Annotated in this window: 14 protein-coding genes and 1 pseudogene; 4 read left to right on the forward strand and 11 right to left on the reverse strand. The window is 35.1% G+C overall.

Annotated elements, in window-relative coordinates; all coding sequences use genetic code 11:
• The 8 genes from ACIQCO_RS27090 to ACIQCO_RS27125 form a co-directional block, all read right to left on the reverse strand.
• Positions 1-2,920: DEAD/DEAH box helicase (locus ACIQCO_RS27090; RefSeq protein ID WP_400435184.1), on the reverse strand; the 2,920-nt coding region annotated here is incomplete at its 3' end.
• Positions 2,921-3,262: 342 nt separating this feature from the next.
• Positions 3,263-4,525, reverse strand: a complete 1,263-nt coding sequence (locus tag ACIQCO_RS27095) for a Wadjet anti-phage system protein JetD domain-containing protein (protein ID WP_400435186.1) — start codon at positions 4,523-4,525, stop codon at positions 3,263-3,265.
• Positions 4,512-7,859: an ATP-binding protein gene (locus ACIQCO_RS27100; RefSeq protein WP_400435188.1), complete on the reverse strand. Its 3,348-nt coding sequence runs from the start codon at positions 7,857-7,859 to the stop codon at positions 4,512-4,514. The genes ACIQCO_RS27095 and ACIQCO_RS27100 overlap by 14 nt, the downstream gene beginning before the upstream one ends.
• Positions 7,828-8,451, reverse strand: coding sequence for a DUF4194 domain-containing protein (locus ACIQCO_RS27105; protein ID WP_400435190.1), 624 nt, complete (start codon positions 8,449-8,451; stop codon positions 7,828-7,830). The genes ACIQCO_RS27100 and ACIQCO_RS27105 overlap by 32 nt, the downstream gene beginning before the upstream one ends.
• Positions 8,448-9,860 (reverse strand): Wadjet anti-phage system protein JetA family protein, encoded by a 1,413-nt coding sequence (locus tag ACIQCO_RS27110; RefSeq protein WP_400435192.1) that lies wholly within the window; start codon positions 9,858-9,860, stop codon positions 8,448-8,450. The genes ACIQCO_RS27105 and ACIQCO_RS27110 overlap by 4 nt, the downstream gene beginning before the upstream one ends.
• A gap of 83 nt (positions 9,861-9,943) precedes the next feature.
• On the reverse strand, positions 9,944-12,070 hold the full coding sequence (locus ACIQCO_RS27115) for a Piwi domain-containing protein (protein WP_400435194.1): 2,127 nt from the start codon (positions 12,068-12,070) through the stop codon (positions 9,944-9,946).
• 84 nt (positions 12,071-12,154) lie between these two features.
• Positions 12,155-13,096 carry a helix-turn-helix transcriptional regulator gene (locus tag ACIQCO_RS27120; RefSeq protein WP_400435196.1) on the reverse strand — a complete coding sequence of 314 codons (942 nt, stop codon included), beginning with the start codon at positions 13,094-13,096 and terminating at the stop codon, positions 12,155-12,157.
• Between the two features lie 563 nt (positions 13,097-13,659).
• Complete coding sequence (locus ACIQCO_RS27125) at positions 13,660-15,255, reverse strand: competence protein CoiA family protein (protein ID WP_400435198.1); 1,596 nt, start codon at positions 15,253-15,255, stop codon at positions 13,660-13,662.
• Positions 15,256-15,610: 355 nt separating this feature from the next.
• Here ACIQCO_RS27125 and ACIQCO_RS27130 point away from each other — a divergent pair, with 355 nt between their 5' ends.
• Positions 15,611-16,654, forward strand: a complete 1,044-nt coding sequence (locus ACIQCO_RS27130; RefSeq protein ID WP_400435200.1) for an IS1595 family transposase — start codon at positions 15,611-15,613, stop codon at positions 16,652-16,654.
• Positions 16,655-17,138: 484 nt separating this feature from the next.
• Here ACIQCO_RS27130 and ACIQCO_RS27135 read toward each other — a convergent pair whose 3' ends face one another.
• Positions 17,139-17,789: an SHOCT domain-containing protein gene (locus tag ACIQCO_RS27135; RefSeq protein ID WP_400435202.1), complete on the reverse strand. Its 651-nt coding sequence runs from the start codon at positions 17,787-17,789 to the stop codon at positions 17,139-17,141.
• A 378-nt stretch (positions 17,790-18,167) separates the two neighbouring features.
• On the opposite strand from ACIQCO_RS27135, the gene ACIQCO_RS27140 reads away from it, so the two are divergent.
• The gene (locus tag ACIQCO_RS27140) at positions 18,168-18,446 is read left to right on the forward strand and encodes a hypothetical protein (protein ID WP_400435204.1); all 279 of its coding nucleotides are present in this window, start codon (positions 18,168-18,170) and stop codon (positions 18,444-18,446) included.
• A 301-nt stretch (positions 18,447-18,747) separates the two neighbouring features.
• Here ACIQCO_RS27140 and ACIQCO_RS27145 read toward each other — a convergent pair whose 3' ends face one another.
• A complete protein-coding gene (locus tag ACIQCO_RS27145) occupies positions 18,748-19,497 on the reverse strand; it encodes a DUF4253 domain-containing protein (RefSeq protein ID WP_400435206.1) in 750 nt (249 codons plus the stop codon).
• A gap of 580 nt (positions 19,498-20,077) precedes the next feature.
• Between ACIQCO_RS27145 and ACIQCO_RS27150 the strand changes: the two genes are divergently transcribed.
• Entirely contained in the window at positions 20,078-21,049 is a 972-nt protein-coding gene (locus ACIQCO_RS27150) for a TRM11 family SAM-dependent methyltransferase (protein ID WP_400435208.1), read from the forward strand.
• On the opposite strand, the gene ACIQCO_RS27155 is transcribed toward ACIQCO_RS27150, so the two are convergent.
• Positions 21,021-21,203 carry a hypothetical protein gene (locus ACIQCO_RS27155; RefSeq protein WP_400435210.1) on the reverse strand — a complete coding sequence of 61 codons (183 nt, stop codon included), beginning with the start codon at positions 21,201-21,203 and terminating at the stop codon, positions 21,021-21,023. The two genes, ACIQCO_RS27150 and ACIQCO_RS27155, sit on opposite strands and share 29 nt — an antisense overlap.
• 92 nt (positions 21,204-21,295) lie before the next feature.
• Between ACIQCO_RS27155 and ACIQCO_RS27160 the strand changes: the two are divergent.
• Positions 21,296-21,433 (forward strand): annotated as a pseudogene (locus ACIQCO_RS27160) (alcohol dehydrogenase); the annotation flags it as partial.
• Between the last annotated feature and the right edge of the window lie 290 nt (positions 21,434-21,723).

The raw sequence follows: 21,723 nt of genomic DNA on the forward strand, positions 1-21,723 counted from the left end.
GTGGGTGGTAAATAAGCTGTCTTTTAGTGGTAAATTCCTTGGCATTCGGTGGTAAAAACTTTGTCACTGGTGGTACATTTAGATGGCCGTAATCAACTGGTAGTTGTTTCCCTTTATCATTTTTCATAGTAGCCTGTTCGATATTATTTTTATCGGGCATTGCTTTTCCTAAATAATAAAAATCAGTACCTTCATCATCATCCTTTTTCACAAAAATATGAAGATCGATGCCACTTTCTTCTGCTTCAATTATCACCTTAACTTCCTGTGATTCTAAGGTTCTATTACTTCTTGTAGACCATTTTAGGACCTCGGGGCTTACAAACCCCTCAGAATAATCGATACTTGATTGGACATCTTCTTTTTTATGATAAGTGACAAAAATTGGACAGGTACCATACTTTGTTTTATAACCATAAACGGTAGAACTTTCATCATTTTTCCAATTCAATAGTTTACAGGCATCTTTTCTAGAATATTTTTTGTAAAGAGTAAGAGGTTGATCGGAATAATAAATTTTTGACTTTTCCTTAGCACTTTTAATGATGTCTTCTAACATAAATTTAAAGAATGGGTTTGTTGTTAAACTCAAATGAACTTGATCATTAAATAGAAAATGTCCATTTTCACCTAAGGTCACTATAGGTTCTTTTCCGTACTTCTCTTTTGTATTCTGGTTAAAAAACTCCAAACTGAATATACGTAATACTGAAGTAACTGTATCTTGATCGGTTTGAAGATTGAAAAGACTTAATTGCTTTAAATATTCATCATATTCTACTTTTCCTTGTTGTAAAATCAAGTCCAACAAAATGATTTCATGTTTCCTTTTTCCATTTAATATTTCACTAGAAAACATTGTTAAAACACTGTTTTCATATTTCTTTAATACTGGTACTTCCTCACTGATTTTAATAAGAAATTGATAATAATTCATATATTTATCAACTATGACAACCGGATCAATAGAGTGGTTAACGACAAAATCATACAAGTATGGGACCCTTCCGATACGATTCTTTAAGTCCACATATGCTTCTTTAAAAATTTTTAAAGCTGTTAAGTTGCTGTTGTTAATGGCTTTAAAAATCTGTTTCTTCGCTATTTCCTCAAAATTGATGGTAGAAACGCCTTTAATATAGCTCGTATCCTTGAGATATCGACGTATATTGTCCTTGTTTTGTGACTTGTCCCCTGATAATGCAATTGGGATTAAGTAGTTATTTTTATAATTCCCAATAAAATCAATGATCGTTACATAATCCTTGGTTGTGTGTTTACGAAGTCCCCGGCCAAGTTGCTGAATAAAAATGATACTTGACTGGGTTTGTCTTAACATGATGACCTGATTAACGCTAGGAATGTCGATTCCCTCATTAAAAATATCAACTGTAATAATATAATCTAATACTCCCTCTTCAAGTTGATTTATACGACGATTCCGTTCATCCTGGTTGTGATCGCCCACTAACGCAACTGTTCGTAGTCCCTTCTCATTGAAAGCATTAGATAGTTTTATTGCCTCTTCTTTTCTACTGCAGAACATTAGCCCTTTTACTGCTTCTCCTGAAAATCCATAGTAATGAATTTTATCAAGAATATGATTTACGCGTTCCTCTGTAACAAGCTTTGATAAAACTGCGGTTTCATCAATTAGCTCCCCATTATATTCAAGGTCTGTTACCCCGAAATAATGAAATGGGCATAACATATCTTCTTCTAAGGCTTCTTGCAACCGAATTTCATATGCAATGTTATAATCAAAAAGCTCAAAAATATTAAAATCGTCCGACCGTTCTGGTGTAGCAGTCATTCCCATTAAAAAACTAGGATTAAAATAATCAATTACTTTTAGATAAGACTTTGCACCAGCTTTATGCACTTCGTCAATAAGAATATAATCGAATTCTTCCGGATCAAATTGCGCCAAATAATCATCCTTTGAAATAGTATTGATCGTGGCAAACAAATATTTTGCACCTGTCTGTTTGGAAGTACCTGAAAGTATCCCAAAGTCCGAATCAATTCCTCCAAGTATTCGTTTAAAATCTTCTTTCGCCTTTTGAAGAATTTGTTCCCTGTGCACAATAAAAAGCATCCGTTTAGGCCTAAATCGTCTCACATCAAATGCAGACAAAAACGTTTTACCTGTTCCAGTAGCCGATATGATTAATCCCCTTTTTGCTTCCGCATCACGAATGGCCTGAATTCCTTGTAATGCAGCTTCTTGCATTTTATTTGGCTTAATTTTTAGAGCCTCTTCAATCGAATTAATATTATATTGGGACGGTAATTCTATCACCTGGTCTAACGCGTTCCTGTTAACCAGAGGTGTGTACTTCTTCTCGTATTTTTCAATCCAATCTTCATTTAAAGGGTGTGCTTCATTCCAAACGTCTTCAAATTGAGATTTAAAATGATTAACAATTTCCCCGTTTTCATGTGAAGTTAATTTAACGTTCCATTCATAATTAACTTTTAAAGCATGGGCTGTTAAATTAGAGCTTCCAACAATTAAAGAATAATGGCTTCTTTGATTAAAAATATATCCCTTTGAATGGAACCCTTCTAAATTAGTCGTCCTCACTTCGACATTTTCAATTTTCATGAGCTCTTTAAATACTTTTGGCTGATTAAAATTTAGAAAGGTTGAGGTTAAAATTCTCCCCTTAACCCCTTTTCGTTTAAGATCAAGAAAATGGGATTTAAGAGTTGCCAGTCCGCTTTCAGTAATAAAGGCTACTGAAAAAATAAACGAATCGCAGCTATCCAATTCATCAAGTAAGGTATTTAAAACATTTTCACCTTTTTTGGCGTTATTTACCAATAACTTTGGCTTATAAATTCCAGGATTATTATAATGTTGGTCAATAAACCCTTTATGTAAGGAAACTTTTAGATTCTCAATAAAATTGCTCATCAGATCACCATTCATTACCAATTTGATAAATCAATTGTAATGCTACTTTATAGGTAGTGCAACCTTATAGAAGATAGAAAAAAACTTTAACCGTCTGACTTTGCATAAAAAATTGTATAAAAAAGGACGTCACATAAGTTGACGCCCAGATCCAGCATGCATAGCTTTAATTCAAAATAATGTGTACATACTCCACATGGCTTGGATGGTAATGGCAGGTTAAAAGGTGTAGTAGTGTTTACCGACAACTAAAAACAAAAGACTAATTCTGAATAAGAAAGATTTTAATCTTTATATCCCCATAGTTTATAAGAACGAACAATAACTATCACTGTTCTCCCATTATTCATCACTAATTAATACAATTTCTTGCTCTACAGTTCTTTCGTTCTGAAGAATTAAATTGATCAAGTCATGGAATTCTTTAAATGATGGATCTTCCAGCAATTTTTTTAATTGATCTAAATACCCTTTCGTTTCTATTTTTTTCCCATGTGCTATATATTTAGTGTAAGTATCAATATCCATAAAAATAGGAGTAATCGAGATATTAAGTTTACTAGAGAGATGTTTCCAGATTCTGATTCCCCCTAGATCAATATCTCCCCAATGATTGAATGTTATATCCATATTATGCCACTTCATAAACTTTAAGATTTTCTCTAACAATAACCTTCTTAGGGAGTTATGGAACCCACCTAAATACACCACGACGTAATTCTTATTATTCTTTTTTACGTAATGAATGTAATCGTAGAAGGAAGTTAAATTCTCAACGGTGACAATTCGGTCAGCTTTTACATCCGAAATCGAAGCATTCTCTATAAATTTTGTGTCTAAGCCAAAGGAGGTATCAAATAACGAAAGATCCAAGGTTTGCCCTTGAATTTCAAAGGTAATGGAACCAAACACATTTATAGATTGCAGTTTATCAATGACCCCTAATTCAGACAAGATATCGTCGCCAGTCAATTCTTGTTCAGAATAAACATATTTCTGCAAAACAGAGATGATTTTACTTTCTATTGACTCAAATTTTTTAGAATCATTGAATAGTTGAATACTCAATCTCCTTTTAGAAATCTCAAAATCGCGACTTTCTAAGACCGTATGAAGCGCCCTTAACTGATGGTGGGTGTTTTCAAGTGAATCTAAGTCAATGATAGAGGGAATAGACTTTAAATTTACCAATTGTCCTTCTACATGTTGATAAAACGCTTCTAATAGGATAGATGCTGTTCGAGCATAGTCTTTAACGACCTTCAAGGTATTTTTGTATTTTTCTTCCTTCGACTGTATCCCTAAATGGTGGTATAGATCTATTAACTTTTCATCGTTTACAATAATCCTAGCTAACTCTTCCCCTTTACTAAAGCGACCCCATTCCAGAACAACAAGATGATTCTCTTGTAATTCCTGCATATCTTTATTCAAATTAACTTTGTATTGACTATCGGTATCATGAAAATATAGTGGAAAGGTCACCCTGTTGACTGTTATCATGGTCCTTCTGGTGTTTTTTTCTGTTTTTCCATAATCAGAACGAGATTCGTACTTATTTATTAACAAATGCAATATGTCCCGCTGCAGCTTACTCAGATACATGTTCTAGCTCTTCTTTCCTTCGAAATGATAGAAAATCATCTTTTGTTATTTGTTCTACTTGACTTGTAAATCCATGCTTGATGACCATGGTTGTGCATGGTAAAAGCGGTGCCATCACTTGAAGGCTTGTGGTAGGCGTCACCACTATCGGTTGAAACCCACATTCATGAATGAATTGAATACATTCTTCCACTCGCTCTCCGTCCATCCGATTAAATGCTTCATCAAATAATACCAATCTAAACGTATCCGGGTCTTTTCTATGCATTTGATAGGTATTAAAAAATGAAGCTAAAACAGCAATATAGAAAGGGACCTGAGATTCACCACCAGAATTTGAACCGAATTTCTTCGAGTATTTAAATTCATTTCCATCCCGGTCACTAATATCAATATCAAAATCCAAGTAGGTACGGTAATCCATTAACCTTTCCATCTGCTCTGAATGATGGTGTTCATCAAAAGACAGTTCTTTAAAGAAATCATTTAGGGTTGACTCATACTTTTCTTGGAAAACATAACTAAATAATCCATCTGATAGTAAGTCATGATCCATAATCATTTCATAATAATGAATGTAGCTCTGGTTAGGTAAACATCTGAAACGATATTTGTCTCCTCCAAAATCCAGCTTATTTAAAGAGAAATTCAATGCATCAAATGTTTGCTTCGAACGTTCTATCCGTTCTTTCAACTTCAATATAAAATCCTCTTGGAAACATCGATAGGCATTTTCCTTTTTTATCGCTACTTGTTCATTGAACTCTACTAGTTTTGTCTCGACCAATAAGGTAAGGCGTTGTTGATATCTTTCATTATCATTAGCCGTTGAGTCAGCTCCGAAGTGATAGGTTTCATTAAATTTTGTTCTCAATAGGATTAGCGGTCCTTTTAAATTATTTCTTCTAGATTCAGAGCTTCTGGCATTATTTTCATATATACCTACCAATTCACCGTAGGGCCTACTTGAATCAATCTTTTCCCAGCGTTCTTTTGCTCGGTCTAACGCAGAAGGACTAAGACTTTGGAGATATTCTTCAAGGTTTTTCTGCAGTTGAACTTTTTTACCTTCAGTATCATCTATGAGTTGAGTCAAATTTGTGATTTTTTCTTCTAATTTTCCTGAGTCACCTTGCATCTCTCCTACTAAATTTCCAACCCTTGGTTCATCTTCTTTCAATTCTTTTAATTTCAGATTTAGCCAGTCCACTTCACTAGTATCAATGTCTAGAAGACTTTGCTGCAGGCTAAGAATGGATTGCTCTTTTTCGGACAAATGTGCGCATTCATTAAGAGCACTCAAAATCCCTTCATAATAGTCTTGTTTATCTGAACGCATCTTATTAAGTTTATCGCAATGAGCTAAATGCCCATTAACCGTAGATAAACTCTGTTCAAGTTCATCCAAATACTCCTTTTGTTTTTCTAATTGTTTTTTTACCGCCTCTCGACCTATGTAAGGAATCTCGTAATCCTTTTTAGGGATCTGTCTTGCCGTGTGATTTTGGTAGACCATACAAGTAGAGGTAATACTCCTTTTATGCTTTTTTAACTCTTGGACCTCTTCACATTTAATCAACGTACCTAGAACATAATCGGTAAAACTCTTAACTAAAGAATTGTCGGTTGTTATTTCTTCCGCTAAACTCCCCTTTAATGGAGGGCGAAGTTCTGCTTCCATCTTCTTAATATTTACCAATCCTACTCCACTAATGGGATGGCTAAATTTATGGTCATGATAAACTTGCAACGCGTCATCAAAATGCTCCGGAGGAACAATAATATTAAATTTGAGATTCTTTAAGTATCCTTCTACGGCATTATTCCATTTTTCATCCGGAACATCTATTACTTCACACACGATATATACAGGAACCTCAGCATTGTTTGTAGTACTCAATCGTTGGGTTAAAAGCGTTTTAAGAATCATTGAAGGATGACTAGAAGGCAGAACCCTATCTTTTTTCAACTCTCGAATCTTTTCTGTTACATGATGCTTTTGGTTCTCAATCTTTTCTTGATCTTGCTTTAGTAAAACAGCTTGATCCTGGGCCCATTTAAACGCCGTTCTCCAGCTGTTATTTAACAACACAGGGGAATATCCTGATAGTTCTGACATTCCTGCTGTAAGAACAGCCTCCCAAGCACGTTTCCCATTGTGTAATGACTCAACATCATTGCCTTCACGTCCTAATACCCTTAATACAGAGGCCAATACATCTCTTTCTTGTACTTCAACCTTTAGTTTATAGTTTTGATTTTCTCGTATCTCACCAAGCTTATTAACTTCCTGGATCAATTGATTAATCTGCTCTTTTATTTCTTTCATTTTCGTTGTTATACTGTGCTTTTCAATTTCTATAGATAATTGATTAATTTCTACAATCATCGCCTGGTGCTGGCTTTTAAACTCTTGAATTGCCTTAATTAACTTTTCAAATTCGCCTGTTTTCTCTTGTTTTTCACAGATATACCCTTTTACCTTTTCTTCTTCATTTAGAACGGCGCTTTTCTTTGAAATATAATAACTCGACTCAATCCCTTGGCTAAGATTCTCGATAGCTGTCCATTGCTGCTTAATTTCAGTAAGAGCAAGGATTTGTTTTTCTGTCTCCTGAATCAAATTCTCCAATTCACGCACTCGTTCAAAGTTCTCTCTTAAATTCTCACTATTCAACGGATCTGAATCTAATACGAATTCATAAACAAAATGCTTAATGTCTGTAATACTCTCAAAGGCAATTCCCTTTTGGATGAGCTTAAAAAAGGAGTCCCTGACACCCCCCAAAGTTTGCTTGACATCATTGATATATCGCTCAGAATCTTTCTTGTAAATAGTATTCTTAATTTTATTTCGTTTGAGATTATCCTGAAATTCTTCTCTTGTATACAATTCATTTTTTTCCTTATAAAATAGATTTTCTGTCAATTCAATGCCTTCAATTTGAAAAAAGGAGTGATAGTACTCCATGGACTTTGAATTAAAATCAAACACAACGCCTAATAACACTTTTTTCTTCGACTTTTGAAGTTCAATCTCCACAACAATGTAGCTTGAAAAATCCATTTTCCCTCTCTTATGTGCCAATCCTTCAGAGTTAACGGAACCACGTAAGTATGAAGTAATGGAACGCTTTGATCTTTTGTCAGTAGCAGATTGATTAAATTTCACTAGTTTTAGATTCCCAACAAATAGTACTTGTAGAGCGTCAATAATGGTAGACTTACCCGCACCCGTCCCTCCCGTTATCAAATTACCCGAGCGATGAAATTCGATGATTTCATCATTAAAATAATGCCAGTTAATCAACCTCATTTTCTTCAAAAATCTCATCTTCAACCTCCTCACTCTCTATCTCCGTAATCCACTTATAATAAGTTTCAACCGCATGAACAGGTATTGCAATTAAAATAGAAGGATAAAGGATAATAGGCTCCTGGGGATGATTCCAACAACCTTTCCTTACATCAATCAATGAATATGATGCAAACAACTTCATGATTTTCCCGTATTCATCTGCATTCGGCAGCCTGTTTTTTATTTTTAAGGCCAAGTACTTTTCATGGATTTCTTCATTGGTCGTGGTAATGTGTCGTGCGAGCGTAATGTCTTTTTGTCTTTCTTCGTATATTAATCGTAAAATAAACAGAAACAGAGTTTGGTTTTGTGTAAGCATCTTACGATTTTTACCCGTTGGATTATGAACATAAATTAAATTCATTGATTTAACAAATTCAATATTCCAACCTGTTACCGCTAAGTAATCTTCAAACAAAGTAGCATATCTATCAATAAATCGGTAATATGGCTTATCAGCTTCTTTTTGAAAAACAATGTAGTTTTGCGCCAATAATTTATTGATACAATCTGAAAACATCTGTTTATCCCGCTCTAACAATTCCTTGTATTCTTCACTCCAACTCATTTCCGCTCTCCTTTCCGTATAAATGAACGATTCGGGATTGTGATTTTCCCTACTTTAATTGTTCGCTTACCCGCTTCGTTCCTTTCGGAAAGTTCAAACATAGCCTTTTTTGATTGCGAATAAACGATAGCGTAAATAAGGCTCAACCAATCCCCTTCTTTTTCTGCCGGTAGCGTTTCCATTGGAATTATACTCTTACCTTTTCCCTGACGAAGTAGGAAATCATTGATTTGTTCCACGGTTTTCCCTTGATTAGACCGTTTAAGAATCTTTTCAATTTCATTCTTCTTATCTGTTTCAGATACTTCTCCTTTTTCTACTATGGATGAACACTGCTTTGGTTTTGACTGGTAAGGGATCTTCCAACTGTTTGAGTCCAAAAATTCTTGAGAGAAAATCGAGATTAATTCATTTACATCGTCTTTAATATAATCAGAAGGTGAAGTTGCTTGTATATTTTGTGCGATTTCTAAAAGGATGGTGTTCAGTTTCTCTTCTATACCGCTGGTATATCGAATATGATATTTGATTTGTTGTTCTGCTGCTCTTGAATATAACTTGACACGATTATCAATTTCATTTAATATTTCATCCATTTGACTAAATGATTTTTCAATAGTTTCAAGCCAAGAATAAATCCGATTTTCGGCTTGATGGAGTTCCCTAAACACTTTATCTTGGATTAATAATTCTGATTGTTGACGAATTCGTTCATGGTCAAATTGCCACTTTTGAACCGCCTCCAACACTCTTACACGATACTTCGAAACGTGGTCAGAAGATTTTAACCGATAATAATAAGCACCTAGGACTTTTTCTTCAAAATCATAAAAGAAACTATATAAAACTTTGTGAAGATCTGATTCTACTAATAAGGTTTCGATATGCTGCTTGATGCTATAATTCAACCGTTTTAATCCATTAATGATCATTACCGTATTTTCATATGCTTGGTGTAAAGATACGTAACTATCTTTTTCCTCTCCATATAGATGCTGGAAAACTGATAATATCCGCCCTCTATATTCTTCCTGATGCCCATTCGTGATTTGTTCGAAAGTACGTAACATAGATAACGCATAATCCGGTACAGATACTTTCCAGGTATAGTCCATCATCTGTTCTTCTGTTACCCATTTGGCATCTCTTAATTTCCTAAAAAAATAGTTCGCTTTTTCTCGGCTTGTCCTAAAATCAAGAAACTCTTCATCATGATCGAATAAATTACTATGCTGTTCCATAACATCACACAGCAAATCAACTAAGATGTCCTTATCAATTAAGGAAATCGATTCCTGGTATAATACATATATTTCGTGTAAGATTTCAACGTAAACTTGTTTGTATTTTCCATTTAAAATAGAAAAAAAAACGTCTGGTATATGTGAAAAAAGCAACGATATGTTCATTCAGTCTTTTTCTCACCCGATTCTTAATATAATGGTATTTATGTTGAAATTTATATCAAAACCCTATCTACAGTGCGTAGATTTTAAACAAACGGCAATGCATGTTCATGTTGCGATCTCGGATGTAATAAGCCCCTATTATAAAAAGTTGAGCTTAGATCCGCATAATGGGTACTAATAGGAAGCCTTGTTTTTTGCATAGAATGAATATGCATAAAGGAAAGTTTGTAGATGTCGAACATAATTTGCTCAAAACTTAAGGTATTCGTACGTTGTATTATTTTGATGGGCTGTGCCATTCCTACAAATTCTCTTGGATTAGTTGAACACAGATATCCTTTTCTTTCCTTCGTGGATAGGTAACATAGACCTTGTTGCGTAATCCACTTATTCCCTTCATATACAGCCATTCTTCTATTATTGTTTTTTAACACTTCTACAAAATCGATTTGGATGTTCATCGAGTCAAGAAGGGATTGAGCCTGTTCTATATCCTCTCTTCCAAATCCGTCTCGGTGAATTGTAAGATGTGTTGGTTGCTTTCCGTAAACTCCCTGATATGCATGTATGCTATCCAACAGAATATCTTTAAAAGAGTCCCAGCTGATAATTTCCCCTCGCTCGGAGGTAACTTGGGACTTTTGCTTAATTAATCTTCCATCTTTACCAATGACTTGAATAACCCCAGAAGTGTGTTTTCCATTTTCATGAGATACATCTAAACCAATAAAGCAATCCGAATGAAGAGATTCACCTAGTATCCATGGCTGAATCCCAGATTTCACATATATCCCCAACAGGATATTCATAATTTGATAGTGTGATTTTGATAAATCTAGAAGTTTTGGTGAGAAATTGACAAATTGGGTGACGAGGTCTTGGCGACCACCAAATTCCTTTTTAATTGGTAGATATGCATTTGCCGTTGATTGCTCTGCTGTTAATACAATAATTGTTCCTTCAAAATGTTTCCCCAGAAACTTTAATTGATAATTTAATTCATTGGAGGAAAAAAGATTTGGTTTTAGCTGCCCTCTTAGTTCTACTGGCTTTGTTGAAATATCCAGTTTTACACCTAGTTGATCCGACTGTCTTGACAGGATGTCAATAAAATCCTTTATTTGAGTTCGAAAATTTGGATTTCCCTGAAGACTTGGATCGACAAAAAAACTAACTTTTGCTACATTCCCTCTATAAACCCCTCCCTTTGAAAGGCCTGAGTTAATATTATTGGTTATAACATTTTCACCAAAAAGAAGGCCAGGCTTAGGAAGATATTTAACTTGATAACCTAAGTTCTCCGCAAAAACATTTTTCTTTGGAAAGGTAAGTCTATCTATGAAAGATACTAGTTGACTTACTGCTTTCAATAAATTTCCCATTTTCTCATGCGCAGAAAGCTTAATTGCCTTATTTACAACATTTTTTAAATGATTGGGTATTTGGTCGAATGAGCAGCGCAATTTTAATAAGTGTGGCAAATAAGGGAATACCTTTCCATCTTTACTTTCCACATGAACCACGGGCGAGTTCTCATCAATGCCTTTCAGTTTGAAAAATTGTCCCTTTCTCTGATAATAGGAGATAACGGACTCACCAAGATAAGGACTAATGTCTCCCGCTTTATAGTCAGCTACTTCTTTAAAAATGTACTCATATGCTTTCTTGTTGGTACTGTCCACGAGTTTAGTTCCCGGTTGTACCGATGCAAGATCACTAATAATAAATCTGTTAAATTCAAATAGATGCTTATACTCAAATCCTATGACAATGCTCCCTGTATCCTCCACAGTAACATCAAGGTGGATAGCCGGAAATATTTTCATTTCCTTCGTCTGGATGGTTTTTTCCTTTTTATAACGAAAACTACCTTTGTCTAATATGAAATCAGTATCTGACTGCTGTTCTATCTCCCTTTTAATAAGCCGCTCCATGAGTGTTCGGTCTATGGATCTACTTGGATCAATGATCTTATGTGTATATGACAAATATGCTTGTTCTCCCCAATTATCCAGTTCCTCAAAAGAGGCAATATATTGATCGAAGAAAACCAAAGTCTTAAAATCATTGGTTTTGCGCAGATTATAAGCAATCATGCCACCTTCAGCATGCCTATTTTGAATCTCTTTAATCGGAACTTTATAGATATGAAGAGGAATTTCTTCGGTATTTGTGGACGAAAGCCATTCGGTTAAATAATAATACCCCACTTTTGTCACCTTCCATTTGCTGTTTTTTTTATCGTAACAAATGGTTCTGACAACAGTATGTCACGGAATAAACGTTCGTTCTGATTATTTATACATTTCTGCCCATTTACGTAGTTCTTTCTGCATCATTATTCTATACTCCACTGGCTCAATAATTTCTGCGTCTGGACCATACTGCCGTACCCATTTTAGAAATTCTTCATCGTGATTTAATGTTATTTCAAATAGTAGGCTCCCATCATCATATTCTGTTAGCTTTGGCGTAGCAAATATCTCCTTTTCCATCACATACCTCGCTACATTCTTGTTGAATCGCACTTTAAAATGGATTTCCTTGTCTCCTTTGATGATGGACCATGTGTTTTGAAAATATTTCTGGAGATCCAATTGTTTTTTGGTAAATATCCTATTAGTTTCCTCTACTTTAAGGAAGCGAGAGAGCCGAAATGTTCGGAAATCTTCTCTCTTGTGACAATATGCTAGTATATAAAATTTACTTTCTCGCGGAATCAAATAATAGGGATCGATAAACCTTTCATTAATTTCATCCCGACTTTTTGTCTCATATTTAACTTTAAGTGTTTGATTCTTAACCATTGTTTTAGCGATTGGTAAAAGAAATTGGTTGGAAGTTTCGACTTTATTTTGCGGCTTACCAAATTGGATTAGGTCAACTAGTTTGGAAATGTTCTGCTGCTGATTTCTTTGTTCTTTGTTATATGCGGCCATTACTTTTTCATAAGCAGTTTGAAAATGAGGGTTTGTTTGGATTAGGCTATGTTTCGCTACTCCTGGCAGCAAACTAAACGCCATTGCTTCTTCCTGTGTCCAATCTAGAGGATACATAGCAAAATTACTAGCAAACGTATAACCATTACCTCTTCCTTCGTTACTAGTGACAGGGATTCCTGCCTCTGAAAGGTCAATTAGGTCACGATAAATGGATCTCTCCGAAACCTCACAGATTTTTGCTAACTCTGTTGCTTTTATTCCTGGTGAATTTTGTATTAAGTTGATAATTCGCATTAACCTTGAGACTTTTGATGACATGGATATTTCCTTTCTTCCAAAAATAATATCGGGATATATTCAGCCAAAATTGGGGCTCTAATAAAATGGTACTTCATTACCTATTTATTTTCGATTTATTGCCCCAACATTGAAGGGATTGGGGTCGATTTTTTACCAATCAAGTTTCCTAATTCTAGAATTCATCAGTATGGTAAATAAATATGACGGAGATTGAAGTCTTTGAAGTGCAACCGTGTTTTCTAATGGCACATAAATCATCACAAACAACTTTATTTTAATAAACCAGTGGCAGCTGAACAGTATCTGTCAATGTTCGTCTGTAACGTTGATAATATGAGCACGTTTTACATTCTAACCAAAAAATTTTGAGATGTGAGCAAAGGTTAGAGGTACGCCTGATCAAAGTATAAATAAAAGCTTAAATATACCTTTATTATTTAATTTTCACTAATGGAAGATCAGGTAATTATAAGGCGGCAAATATATGATGCCTTGTGTCCCGTTAATCATCGACTGCTACAAAGATTCAGGGCACCTTTTGTTATATCTATCTTTTCTTATTCAATAAAGGTAATATCTATTTTCCTTTTTAACTCCTTCTTCAATCCTCTTTGATAGAAAGTCAAAAACTCTTGTAAAGGATACTGCACTATTGCATCTTTTTGATTAAAGCTAAATCCAAAAGCCTTCATATCATTTAATAGCTTTTTCATGGAGACTGTTAGATTTTCCCCTTGCTGGTGCGCTTTAATCCATTTTAAAATATAACCGTGCCAATTTGCTGGGGGCCCATCAATAAAGTGGTCTCCTTTGATGGGGTGAGAAAGTAATTTCTCCTTAAATTTTGCCCGTTGCTCTTTTGCCATTTTTTCTGCTGTTGTTTCGTACACATAAACTGGTTGAGTTTGAGTTGACCAATTGCTTTTTTTTGAAAAGGTCCTTCCGGTTTTTTTATACCATTCCCATTCTTCAGGTGACATACTTACTGGTCGCTCGTTTGCCGCTTTTGATCGTTGCAGCATTTCTTGTTCTACTTCTTCATCAGCTTTTCTCAAGCTTTCATGGTAAAGCCTACTGCGTTCTTCTGATTCAGATTGTACTTTTTCAAAAGCTGCCTTTTTTTCCGCATCTTCACGCTGTAATTTTTCCAAAGCTTCAATTTTAGCCTTTTCTTCCAATTCAGCCTGCTTCATTTTTTCCATTAATGATTGCTTAAATGCCTTACGCAACTCCTCTTCATTTTCACGATAGAGTAGGAGGTTATCATGCTTAGTATTCAGAGTAAGTGCTCGTTCCAATGGAATTGCAGGTTCTGATAATTTGTAAAAAGTTAAATTACGATTATTTTTTTCTACCTCTATAAAGCGAACTAGTTTGCAAGAGCGGTTTTCAATATTAACGTAAGCAATACTTCTCGTGTCGATGGGGGACAGAAGGTCAGCAATCTCTGTTTTTAAAAAATGTAACGCTGCATTCGGTATCTCTTTTATTAAAAATTGATCCCAGATTTGATCTTCCTCCCCCTTATTGGCCACCATCATTTCAGCAATGAGAAGCGTTCCTTTATCCGTTTCTGCATTAACTGCAAGCCAAAAGTCATCGATAAAGGCAAAAGTTCTAAATCCTTCCGCTTTGTAGGTATTCATTCGTTTTTCTAGATTATGAGCATAACTACCGTGCGAAATGGAGGTATAATAATCAAGCGCCCAAACTTCTTTCGAAAAAGGGAATTTCACAATAAAATCAGGGATAAATGAGAGCTTCTTTTTGTAAAAATAGCCTCGTTCAATCTCAGCACCGAATGGCTTTAGCTGCCCTTCTAGGATCTCCTTAAATACCGTCAATCCGATATCTTTCTTTTTCTTATCTTGATGTGTGGAAGTTTGAGTTTCATAGATTTTGCTATTTTCCGAATAGGTACATTTCTTGCCATCCAAGTGCTTAAAATAAAACGGTCTGCCATCGTCAACTGTTAGATTCATATTCACTGGTTCATCACAGCACGGACAAGTGAATGCCTTTTTCCTCGAGAAAGCCCGATATTGAGTAGTGAGCTGCTCTCTAATATCACTCCTACTAAGATTCTGCTCTTCAAGCTCCATTCTCTTTGCTTCAATGTTCACAACGTCCCCATGTAATAAGGCCTCTTCCAATCCTCTCACATCCCTTTTTCGAAAAAATCCTATTAGTTACCTTCATTATATTATAAGTAAATTAAATTGGGGGATTATTCCTATTTTCTCCCTTCCAATCGTTTGATTCATTTTTCTAAATGGCTCTTTTCTAAAGGCTGTTTTCGTAAACATTTTTGTTATAAAACAAAATCAAACTCAATAAATGTTTAAGACTTTTATTTACATAGGGGGGTGGAAGCGAATATATAAGAGATACCTCATACTGGTATCATGATTTATGTCAAAGGCTTTGTTAATTAATTCTGTTGATATTCGATTAATACAAACGAGTGTTCTATAATAGAATAAAGAACATAGGTTTGGAGGGTTTGAAATGACGTTAAAAGAATTAATAGCGGAGATAAAGAAATTGACTTCAGCAGAACAACATCGTTTAAAGGAATTCTTCATTAATTCTATTGCGTCTTTTTCCGCAAGTGAACCTGTATTTCAAGAAGTAACAGAACGCAAAAATAAAGATGGCTACACCTGTGTACATTGTGATTCTAAACAAGTCGTGCGTTTTGGAAAGTATATGGTGAAACTTGGGCTAAAAGAAGTAGAGCGTCAGCGATACCGTTGTAAGGATTGTAAAAAGACCTTTACAGATGTGACCTCCACTCCTCTTTATCATACTCACAAACCTCACAAATGGTTGGATTTTATCAAATGTATGTTGGAAGGATACTCCCTACGTAAATCAGCAGACTTAATTGGTGATGTTCATTTTGTTACTCTTTTTTATTGGAGACATAAAGTATTATCCGCTTTAAAGCAAATGGACTTTGACACTTTTTCAGGAATTGTTGAGATGGATGAAACATATTTTTTATACTCTGAAAAAGGTAAAAGAAACATCGAAGGTCGTAAACTTCGAAAACGTGGGGGTTCTTCAAAATTTCGTGGAATTAGTCAAGAACAAGTTTGCGTTTTAATCGCAAGAGACCGCCAAAAGTCTACTTATTCAGGCGTACTTGGCAAAGGCAGAATTATCAAATCTCAATTAGATAAGGCTATTGGTTTAAAATTATCATCAGACAACACCCTTTGCACCGATGCTTGGAGGGCTTTTTCTGTGTATGCAAAAAGCAAAGGGTTAGAGCATTACCGTTTTAAATCAAATGGAACGGTAAGAGTAAGAGGACTCTACCATATTCAAAATGTAAATAACTACCACAGTCGATTAAAAGGATGGATGCAACGATGTAATGGTGTGGCTACAAAATACCTCGACCATTATTTGAGTTGGTTTCACTTTTTGGATATAGTAAAACACCGAAATGATAACGCAACCATAATTAAAATGATTGTAGAAAGTTGCTTGTTTTCAATCAATGCAACATATGATACGCTTAGATTATCAACCTTTAACAGTTAATGGTATTTGTTCCATATATAGCGGTCATTGTTGAAATGTTTATTAATTATTTACTTGAAGGGAGCTGAGAGATTGGAATTTTTAATGGTGTTTAGTTTCCACTTTTTTATAATGGGCTCGTTGGTAATAATCGTAAGTGGCTTGATAACTTTTTTGTTTCCCCGACTTAGTTTCATTTATGTAGTTCTATTAAGTATGCTATGCGGATTTATTTATGCAATAAGATATGAAATTCCTCAATTAATAGTGTTCTCATTAATTTTTAATACTTTACTTTCACTTTTTGCTGTTGGTTTTGTAAAATTAGGTTTTTATGCTAAACAAAAAGCCGATGATATTAGTAAAAATGATTAATAACTCTTTAAGTAAAATGGAGCTTTCTATAATAGACAAGCTCCATTCTTTATTTATAAAAATCAACAATAATATTTAACAGAGCCATGTCAAAAGAAAAAACCGTCGTATGAAGGCTTGTTTTTTTATATTATAACTCTAGTAATTCATTTTTCTTTTTATCAAATTCTTCTTGTGTGATTACACCCATATCAAGCAATTCTTTCAATTCTTTTACTTGTTCTACTGGTGATTTATAATTGTGTATCACTTGAGGCTCCTGATTTTCAGCAATGATTTGATTTAATTCAGCCATGATGTCATCAGCGGTTTTAACCATACCTTTGTATGCAAAACCAGATGTTTTTGTTTTGGTTACAATCAAGTCAATATCAATTTTATTTGCTTGTGGGATTTTTGTTCTAACTGTTACATACAATCTTGTTACAAATGATTTTTTCTTTGCTGTCAACGCTCCAACTATTGCACCAGCCGGACCAAAAAGCAAACCACCGCCAACTGCTCTACCCACACCATTACTCTTTTGAATTGAGCCAGCATCATCATAGAGTTCTGCTGAAAGTATTTCATCAAAAGATAAATAGGAACCAATCATTATTCCGCCTACATAACAAATGCGGTTTTGATTATCAATCTTCAAACCAGTATATACTTTATCTGGAAGGAAAACTTTTTTGCGTTCCTGTTGGATGTTCAACCAGTCTTTCATAGCTTGCTTTTTTTCTTCTTTCAACTCTTTTTTCCTATTTGCTTTTTCTGGGTCCTTGTTGAATAAAAACATGTGCAACACCTCCCCTTCACTTTTCCTTTTTCAAGTAAATTATACAACATTTTTTGGAAATTATCATTTAGTAGTTTAAAACTTGTCCAACATTAATCAAATTCACATTCTTGTTTTCATTATCTTTTTGCCAATTTTGGCGGTGTATATTTAGTTTTTATCTAGCAAGCAGGAGAAGCAATAAATGAATGAAAAATTATTACAAATTAAATATTATCCATAATTTTATAAATTGATAAAAACAACAATTTTTACGAAAATAGCCTTCTAAATAGAAATATTTTTTTAATGTCATGCAAAAATATTAGTTTTTATAAACCAGTATGATAGAATTCCTTTGGAATAATATTAGATCTATTATTTGAAGGGGTTTAAAAAATGGGGAAAAAGAAGAAGAAACGCAAACAAAGCCAAAAAGAAGATTTCGGAAGTGCAGAATTTTACTGTACCAAATGTGATTACAGGTTTGAAATCGACTGGGAAACGATATGGGACATACAGGAGTGTACGCACGGATATGTAGGGTATCATTTAAATGATACTTTTATCAGCTGCGAAAAATGTGGTGAACTTATTGAAGACGAAGAAACAATGGAAGTAAAGAAGCCATCTGTGACGCCATCCCAGTTCATTTCTGATGAAACGCTTCCTTTTTAAGGAAGTTACGCTCATAAAAGTGGTGCCTGACACGCAGCGTATTAAAGCTTTAACGTAACGGGGGGCTGGCACCGATTTTTAAGCAGCAATCATGCTTGCACCCTATCAAGAAAAAGATTAGGTTGAAGTAGATTACAGGCCTAATGGCAAGTAAAGGGGACCAGAGGGGGACGGTTTGCTTCCAATCAAAAAGACTCCTAAATAGGAGCCACTTAACACCACAAAATAACATGGTATTATTTCAACAAAAGTTCATTTAACTATTTACCCCCACCGATTATTAGTGGACGTATTAAAGTAGTTAGTCCCACCAGAAATACCATACGGAAGAATTAATAAGTGTTCCTGCAAGTGCATTTACTGTTCCAACCCCTTGCCAGACTATATCAGCACAAAATCCAAATTGTTCCCAGGCAAGTAATTCCGATTCTTCTTGTGTTTTAGGGGGATTTCCCACAAATAATTCCCATACATCCGGAGTTATTAACGCGGGTGTAGCTCCGTATTTTTCATACCAATATTTGAATACTGCAACTTGCTCCTCTGGCAAAGGGCATTCATTAAATCCTCCCATTGGAACCCAGGCGGCTACTTCCCAAGGTTTATCTGTTGGAATCTTAGCTAGAATGAGTTTCTCATTAATTGCATCTACAATTGACAGAAAAAAGTTTGCCTGTTCCTCTGCTGAAAATTCACCTGTGATATCGTAGTCTTCTTCATCTTCCATAGGTAAGACCTCAACAAGCAGTCTCTTTAACAACTCTTTTACATCAATATCCTCCGCTTTCGCAATAATTGTCTCACGATTATCGTTCGAGTATTCTTTATCCTCTTCGGTATTAACTATTTCTAACATCATCTCTGAAGGGATAATAATAAGTGGTGTATATCCATCTTTTTTGCCTTCTATGAGTGCTTGATGATACTTGGTCATAACACCTTTAACATCTTTCTCCTCAATGATTGAACAGTCGCAACCCAATTTAGCAATTAATTCATCAATATAAAATTTCTTTTCTTTATTTTTTTTGAATTTATCAAATATACCCATGCTCTTCATCTCCTAAAGGCTTTGTTATTGGATAAAGATGATCATATTTATAAATTCAATAACATTTTATTATTACCTTCTTAAAAATTTATCTACATTAAAAGGTGATACAGAAATTTGTATATTTATAGAAGAAGGGCGAAAAAGGACAGGTGGTTTTTACTATTTTTTCAACAAAATTAACAAGGCTGTGACCGCTTGAAAGAGATGGCACAGTTTTCGCTCAAATAATCGGTCCCATTCTCCAATTCCAAACGGACATTTTTACATGGAAGGACATACAAGATTACCTTGGTTCATTAGGTAGACCCTTGTTTAGCTATTTCTTGAAATAAATGTATGTATAAAGGCCATAATCGCATATGGCCATTTAAATATTTGTTCTGAAAATGAGTTTTCAAAAGAAACAATGCGATTTTTTATTAAGGGAATCGGTGTCAGGCACCCACTTATCGGTCATCTTAAACAATAGGTCATTTCTTGGTATAATAAAGCCGTAAGTAAAGCAGTGTCATAATGGATTTGATTATTTTAATGTTTTTCAGATAACTCCCGAGGTGAAGACAAAATAGAAAAATTAATGATTGATCCCACCATAGATTTTACTCCACAAAAAGGATCGCCCTATATATATACCTATGCCTGCTCTGAGGATGAACGCTCTTTATGCGCGTTGGAAATGCGTTCATTATTCGGCAAGGTGTCACAATCTAAGGTCTTGGAAAGCTTCGTAAAAATTGATCCAAGCCGTAGCCCTTTTATTAAAGAAAGAATGAGTGTGATATATGAAGCGGAAAGCCTGGACAACCTTTATCAGCAGGTGAAAGCCTTACAACTAAGCGGTGAAACATTTAAAGTCACTTATGTAAAAAATAGTGGTCAGACGAAACGTGAAGACGAGGGATTCGAGAAACGACGTGCCATTGAACGAGCGATTGGATTACACATCAACGGAAAAGCAGATCTTCGTTTCCCAGACCAATCTTTTGGCATCATGCATGTAAATGGAAGATGGGTATTTGGTGAGTATGTGAAAAGTGAGTCGATTTGGTTTCGACATCAACAGAAGCCTAATGGATACTCCACTGCCCTCAGCACACGTGTTGCCAGAGCGGTGGTGAATATCGCTATCCCCAAGCCAAACGGGATTAAAGCCATTGATCCGTGCTGCGGAATTGGCACTGTCCTCATTGAAGCGCGGTCAATGGGCATTGATATAGTCGGAAGCGACCGAAATCAGCTAATTCTCCCTAGAGCACGGGAAAACATGGCATACTTTGGTCTTACTGGGGAAATAAAATTAGCTGATCTTCGCGATATCAGCGATCATTATGATGTAGCCATTATTGATTTGCCTTATAATTTGTGTTCGGTAATCACCGCTGAGGAACAACTGGAAATGCTTCAAAGTGCACGTAGGTTCGCAGACAAAGTGGTCGTGGTGACCGTTGAACCCATCGATGAAATCCTATTAAAAGCAGGTTTTTCGATTATTGATCGGGGAGTTGCTAAAAAAGGATTATTTAGTAGAGAAGTGATCGTTTGCAATTAACCTGTGCTGGGCTTGGTACCCATTCACGAAATAAATCAAGGGTCGTTTCATTGCTATCGGATAACTTTGAGGGAAGGAGCCCGCTTCCCTCTGCTATGGCAGCCACCAACTTTTCGAAAATCATCGCTGCAGACCTTGCTATTCTTTTCTCCATAATTCCTCCGTGGAGGACTTTTAAATAATATGTGCCTTTATTCTAGTGATACAATTAAATAAATCTAACTTATGCCAAGGAGACTTATAATTTTGGAAGCAAAATGTATTAAATTCTATGAATTCGGTAGTCCAACAGATGTTTTAAGCGTTGAGTCTAAAAGTATTGAACCACCAAAAGATAATGAAGTCCTTGTTCGAATGTTAGCTCGCCCTATCAATCCCTCTGACTAAGCAAAGGTGAAGGCGAATATATTTCATTTACGGAATTGGAATAAACATGTCTCGGCAGATAAATGGCAAGAAACTTTTAATCAGTTAATAACACTAGTAGCTGAGAAAAAAATGCGTTTGATGATGGTAGATTCTAAATATGACTTATCGGATGTAAAAAAGGCTCTTGCTGTTGTTGAAACCTCTAAAATAACTACCATGAAAATTAACTTCTGTAATAAAGTGAAAAAGGCAATACTGAAGAAGACGCAGCTCATTCGTTTTTTTAAAAAGGGGAGAGCGCCAAT

This window comes from Neobacillus sp. NPDC093127, from assembly GCF_044754175.1.
Lineage (GTDB): Bacteria > Bacillota > Bacilli > Bacillales > Cytobacillaceae > Neobacillus.

What these genes read in the sequence shown, in the direction of transcription:
- ACIQCO_RS27095 (WP_400435186.1), bottom strand. Translation starts at nt 4,525, where the DNA reads ATGTATCTGAGTAAGCTGCAGCGGGACATATTGCATTTGTTAATAAAT.
- ACIQCO_RS27100 (WP_400435188.1), bottom strand. Translation starts at nt 7,859, where the DNA reads ATGAGATTTTTGAAGAAAATGAGGTTGATTAACTGGCATTATTTTAAT.
- ACIQCO_RS27105 (WP_400435190.1), bottom strand. Translation starts at nt 8,451, where the DNA reads ATGAGTTGGAGTGAAGAATACAAGGAATTGTTAGAGCGGGATAAACAG.
- ACIQCO_RS27110 (WP_400435192.1), bottom strand. Translation starts at nt 9,860, where the DNA reads ATGAACATATCGTTGCTTTTTTCACATATACCAGACGTTTTTTTTTCT.
- ACIQCO_RS27120 (WP_400435196.1), bottom strand. Translation starts at nt 13,096, where the DNA reads ATGCGAATTATCAACTTAATACAAAATTCACCAGGAATAAAAGCAACA.
- ACIQCO_RS27130 (WP_400435200.1), top strand. Translation starts at nt 15,611, where the DNA reads ATGACGTTAAAAGAATTAATAGCGGAGATAAAGAAATTGACTTCAGCA.
- ACIQCO_RS27135 (WP_400435202.1), bottom strand. Translation starts at nt 17,789, where the DNA reads ATGTTTTTATTCAACAAGGACCCAGAAAAAGCAAATAGGAAAAAAGAG.
- ACIQCO_RS27140 (WP_400435204.1), top strand. Translation starts at nt 18,168, where the DNA reads ATGGGGAAAAAGAAGAAGAAACGCAAACAAAGCCAAAAAGAAGATTTC.
- ACIQCO_RS27145 (WP_400435206.1), bottom strand. Translation starts at nt 19,497, where the DNA reads ATGGGTATATTTGATAAATTCAAAAAAAATAAAGAAAAGAAATTTTAT.
- ACIQCO_RS27150 (WP_400435208.1), top strand. Translation starts at nt 20,078, where the DNA reads ATGATTGATCCCACCATAGATTTTACTCCACAAAAAGGATCGCCCTAT.
- ACIQCO_RS27155 (WP_400435210.1), bottom strand. Translation starts at nt 21,203, where the DNA reads ATGGAGAAAAGAATAGCAAGGTCTGCAGCGATGATTTTCGAAAAGTTG.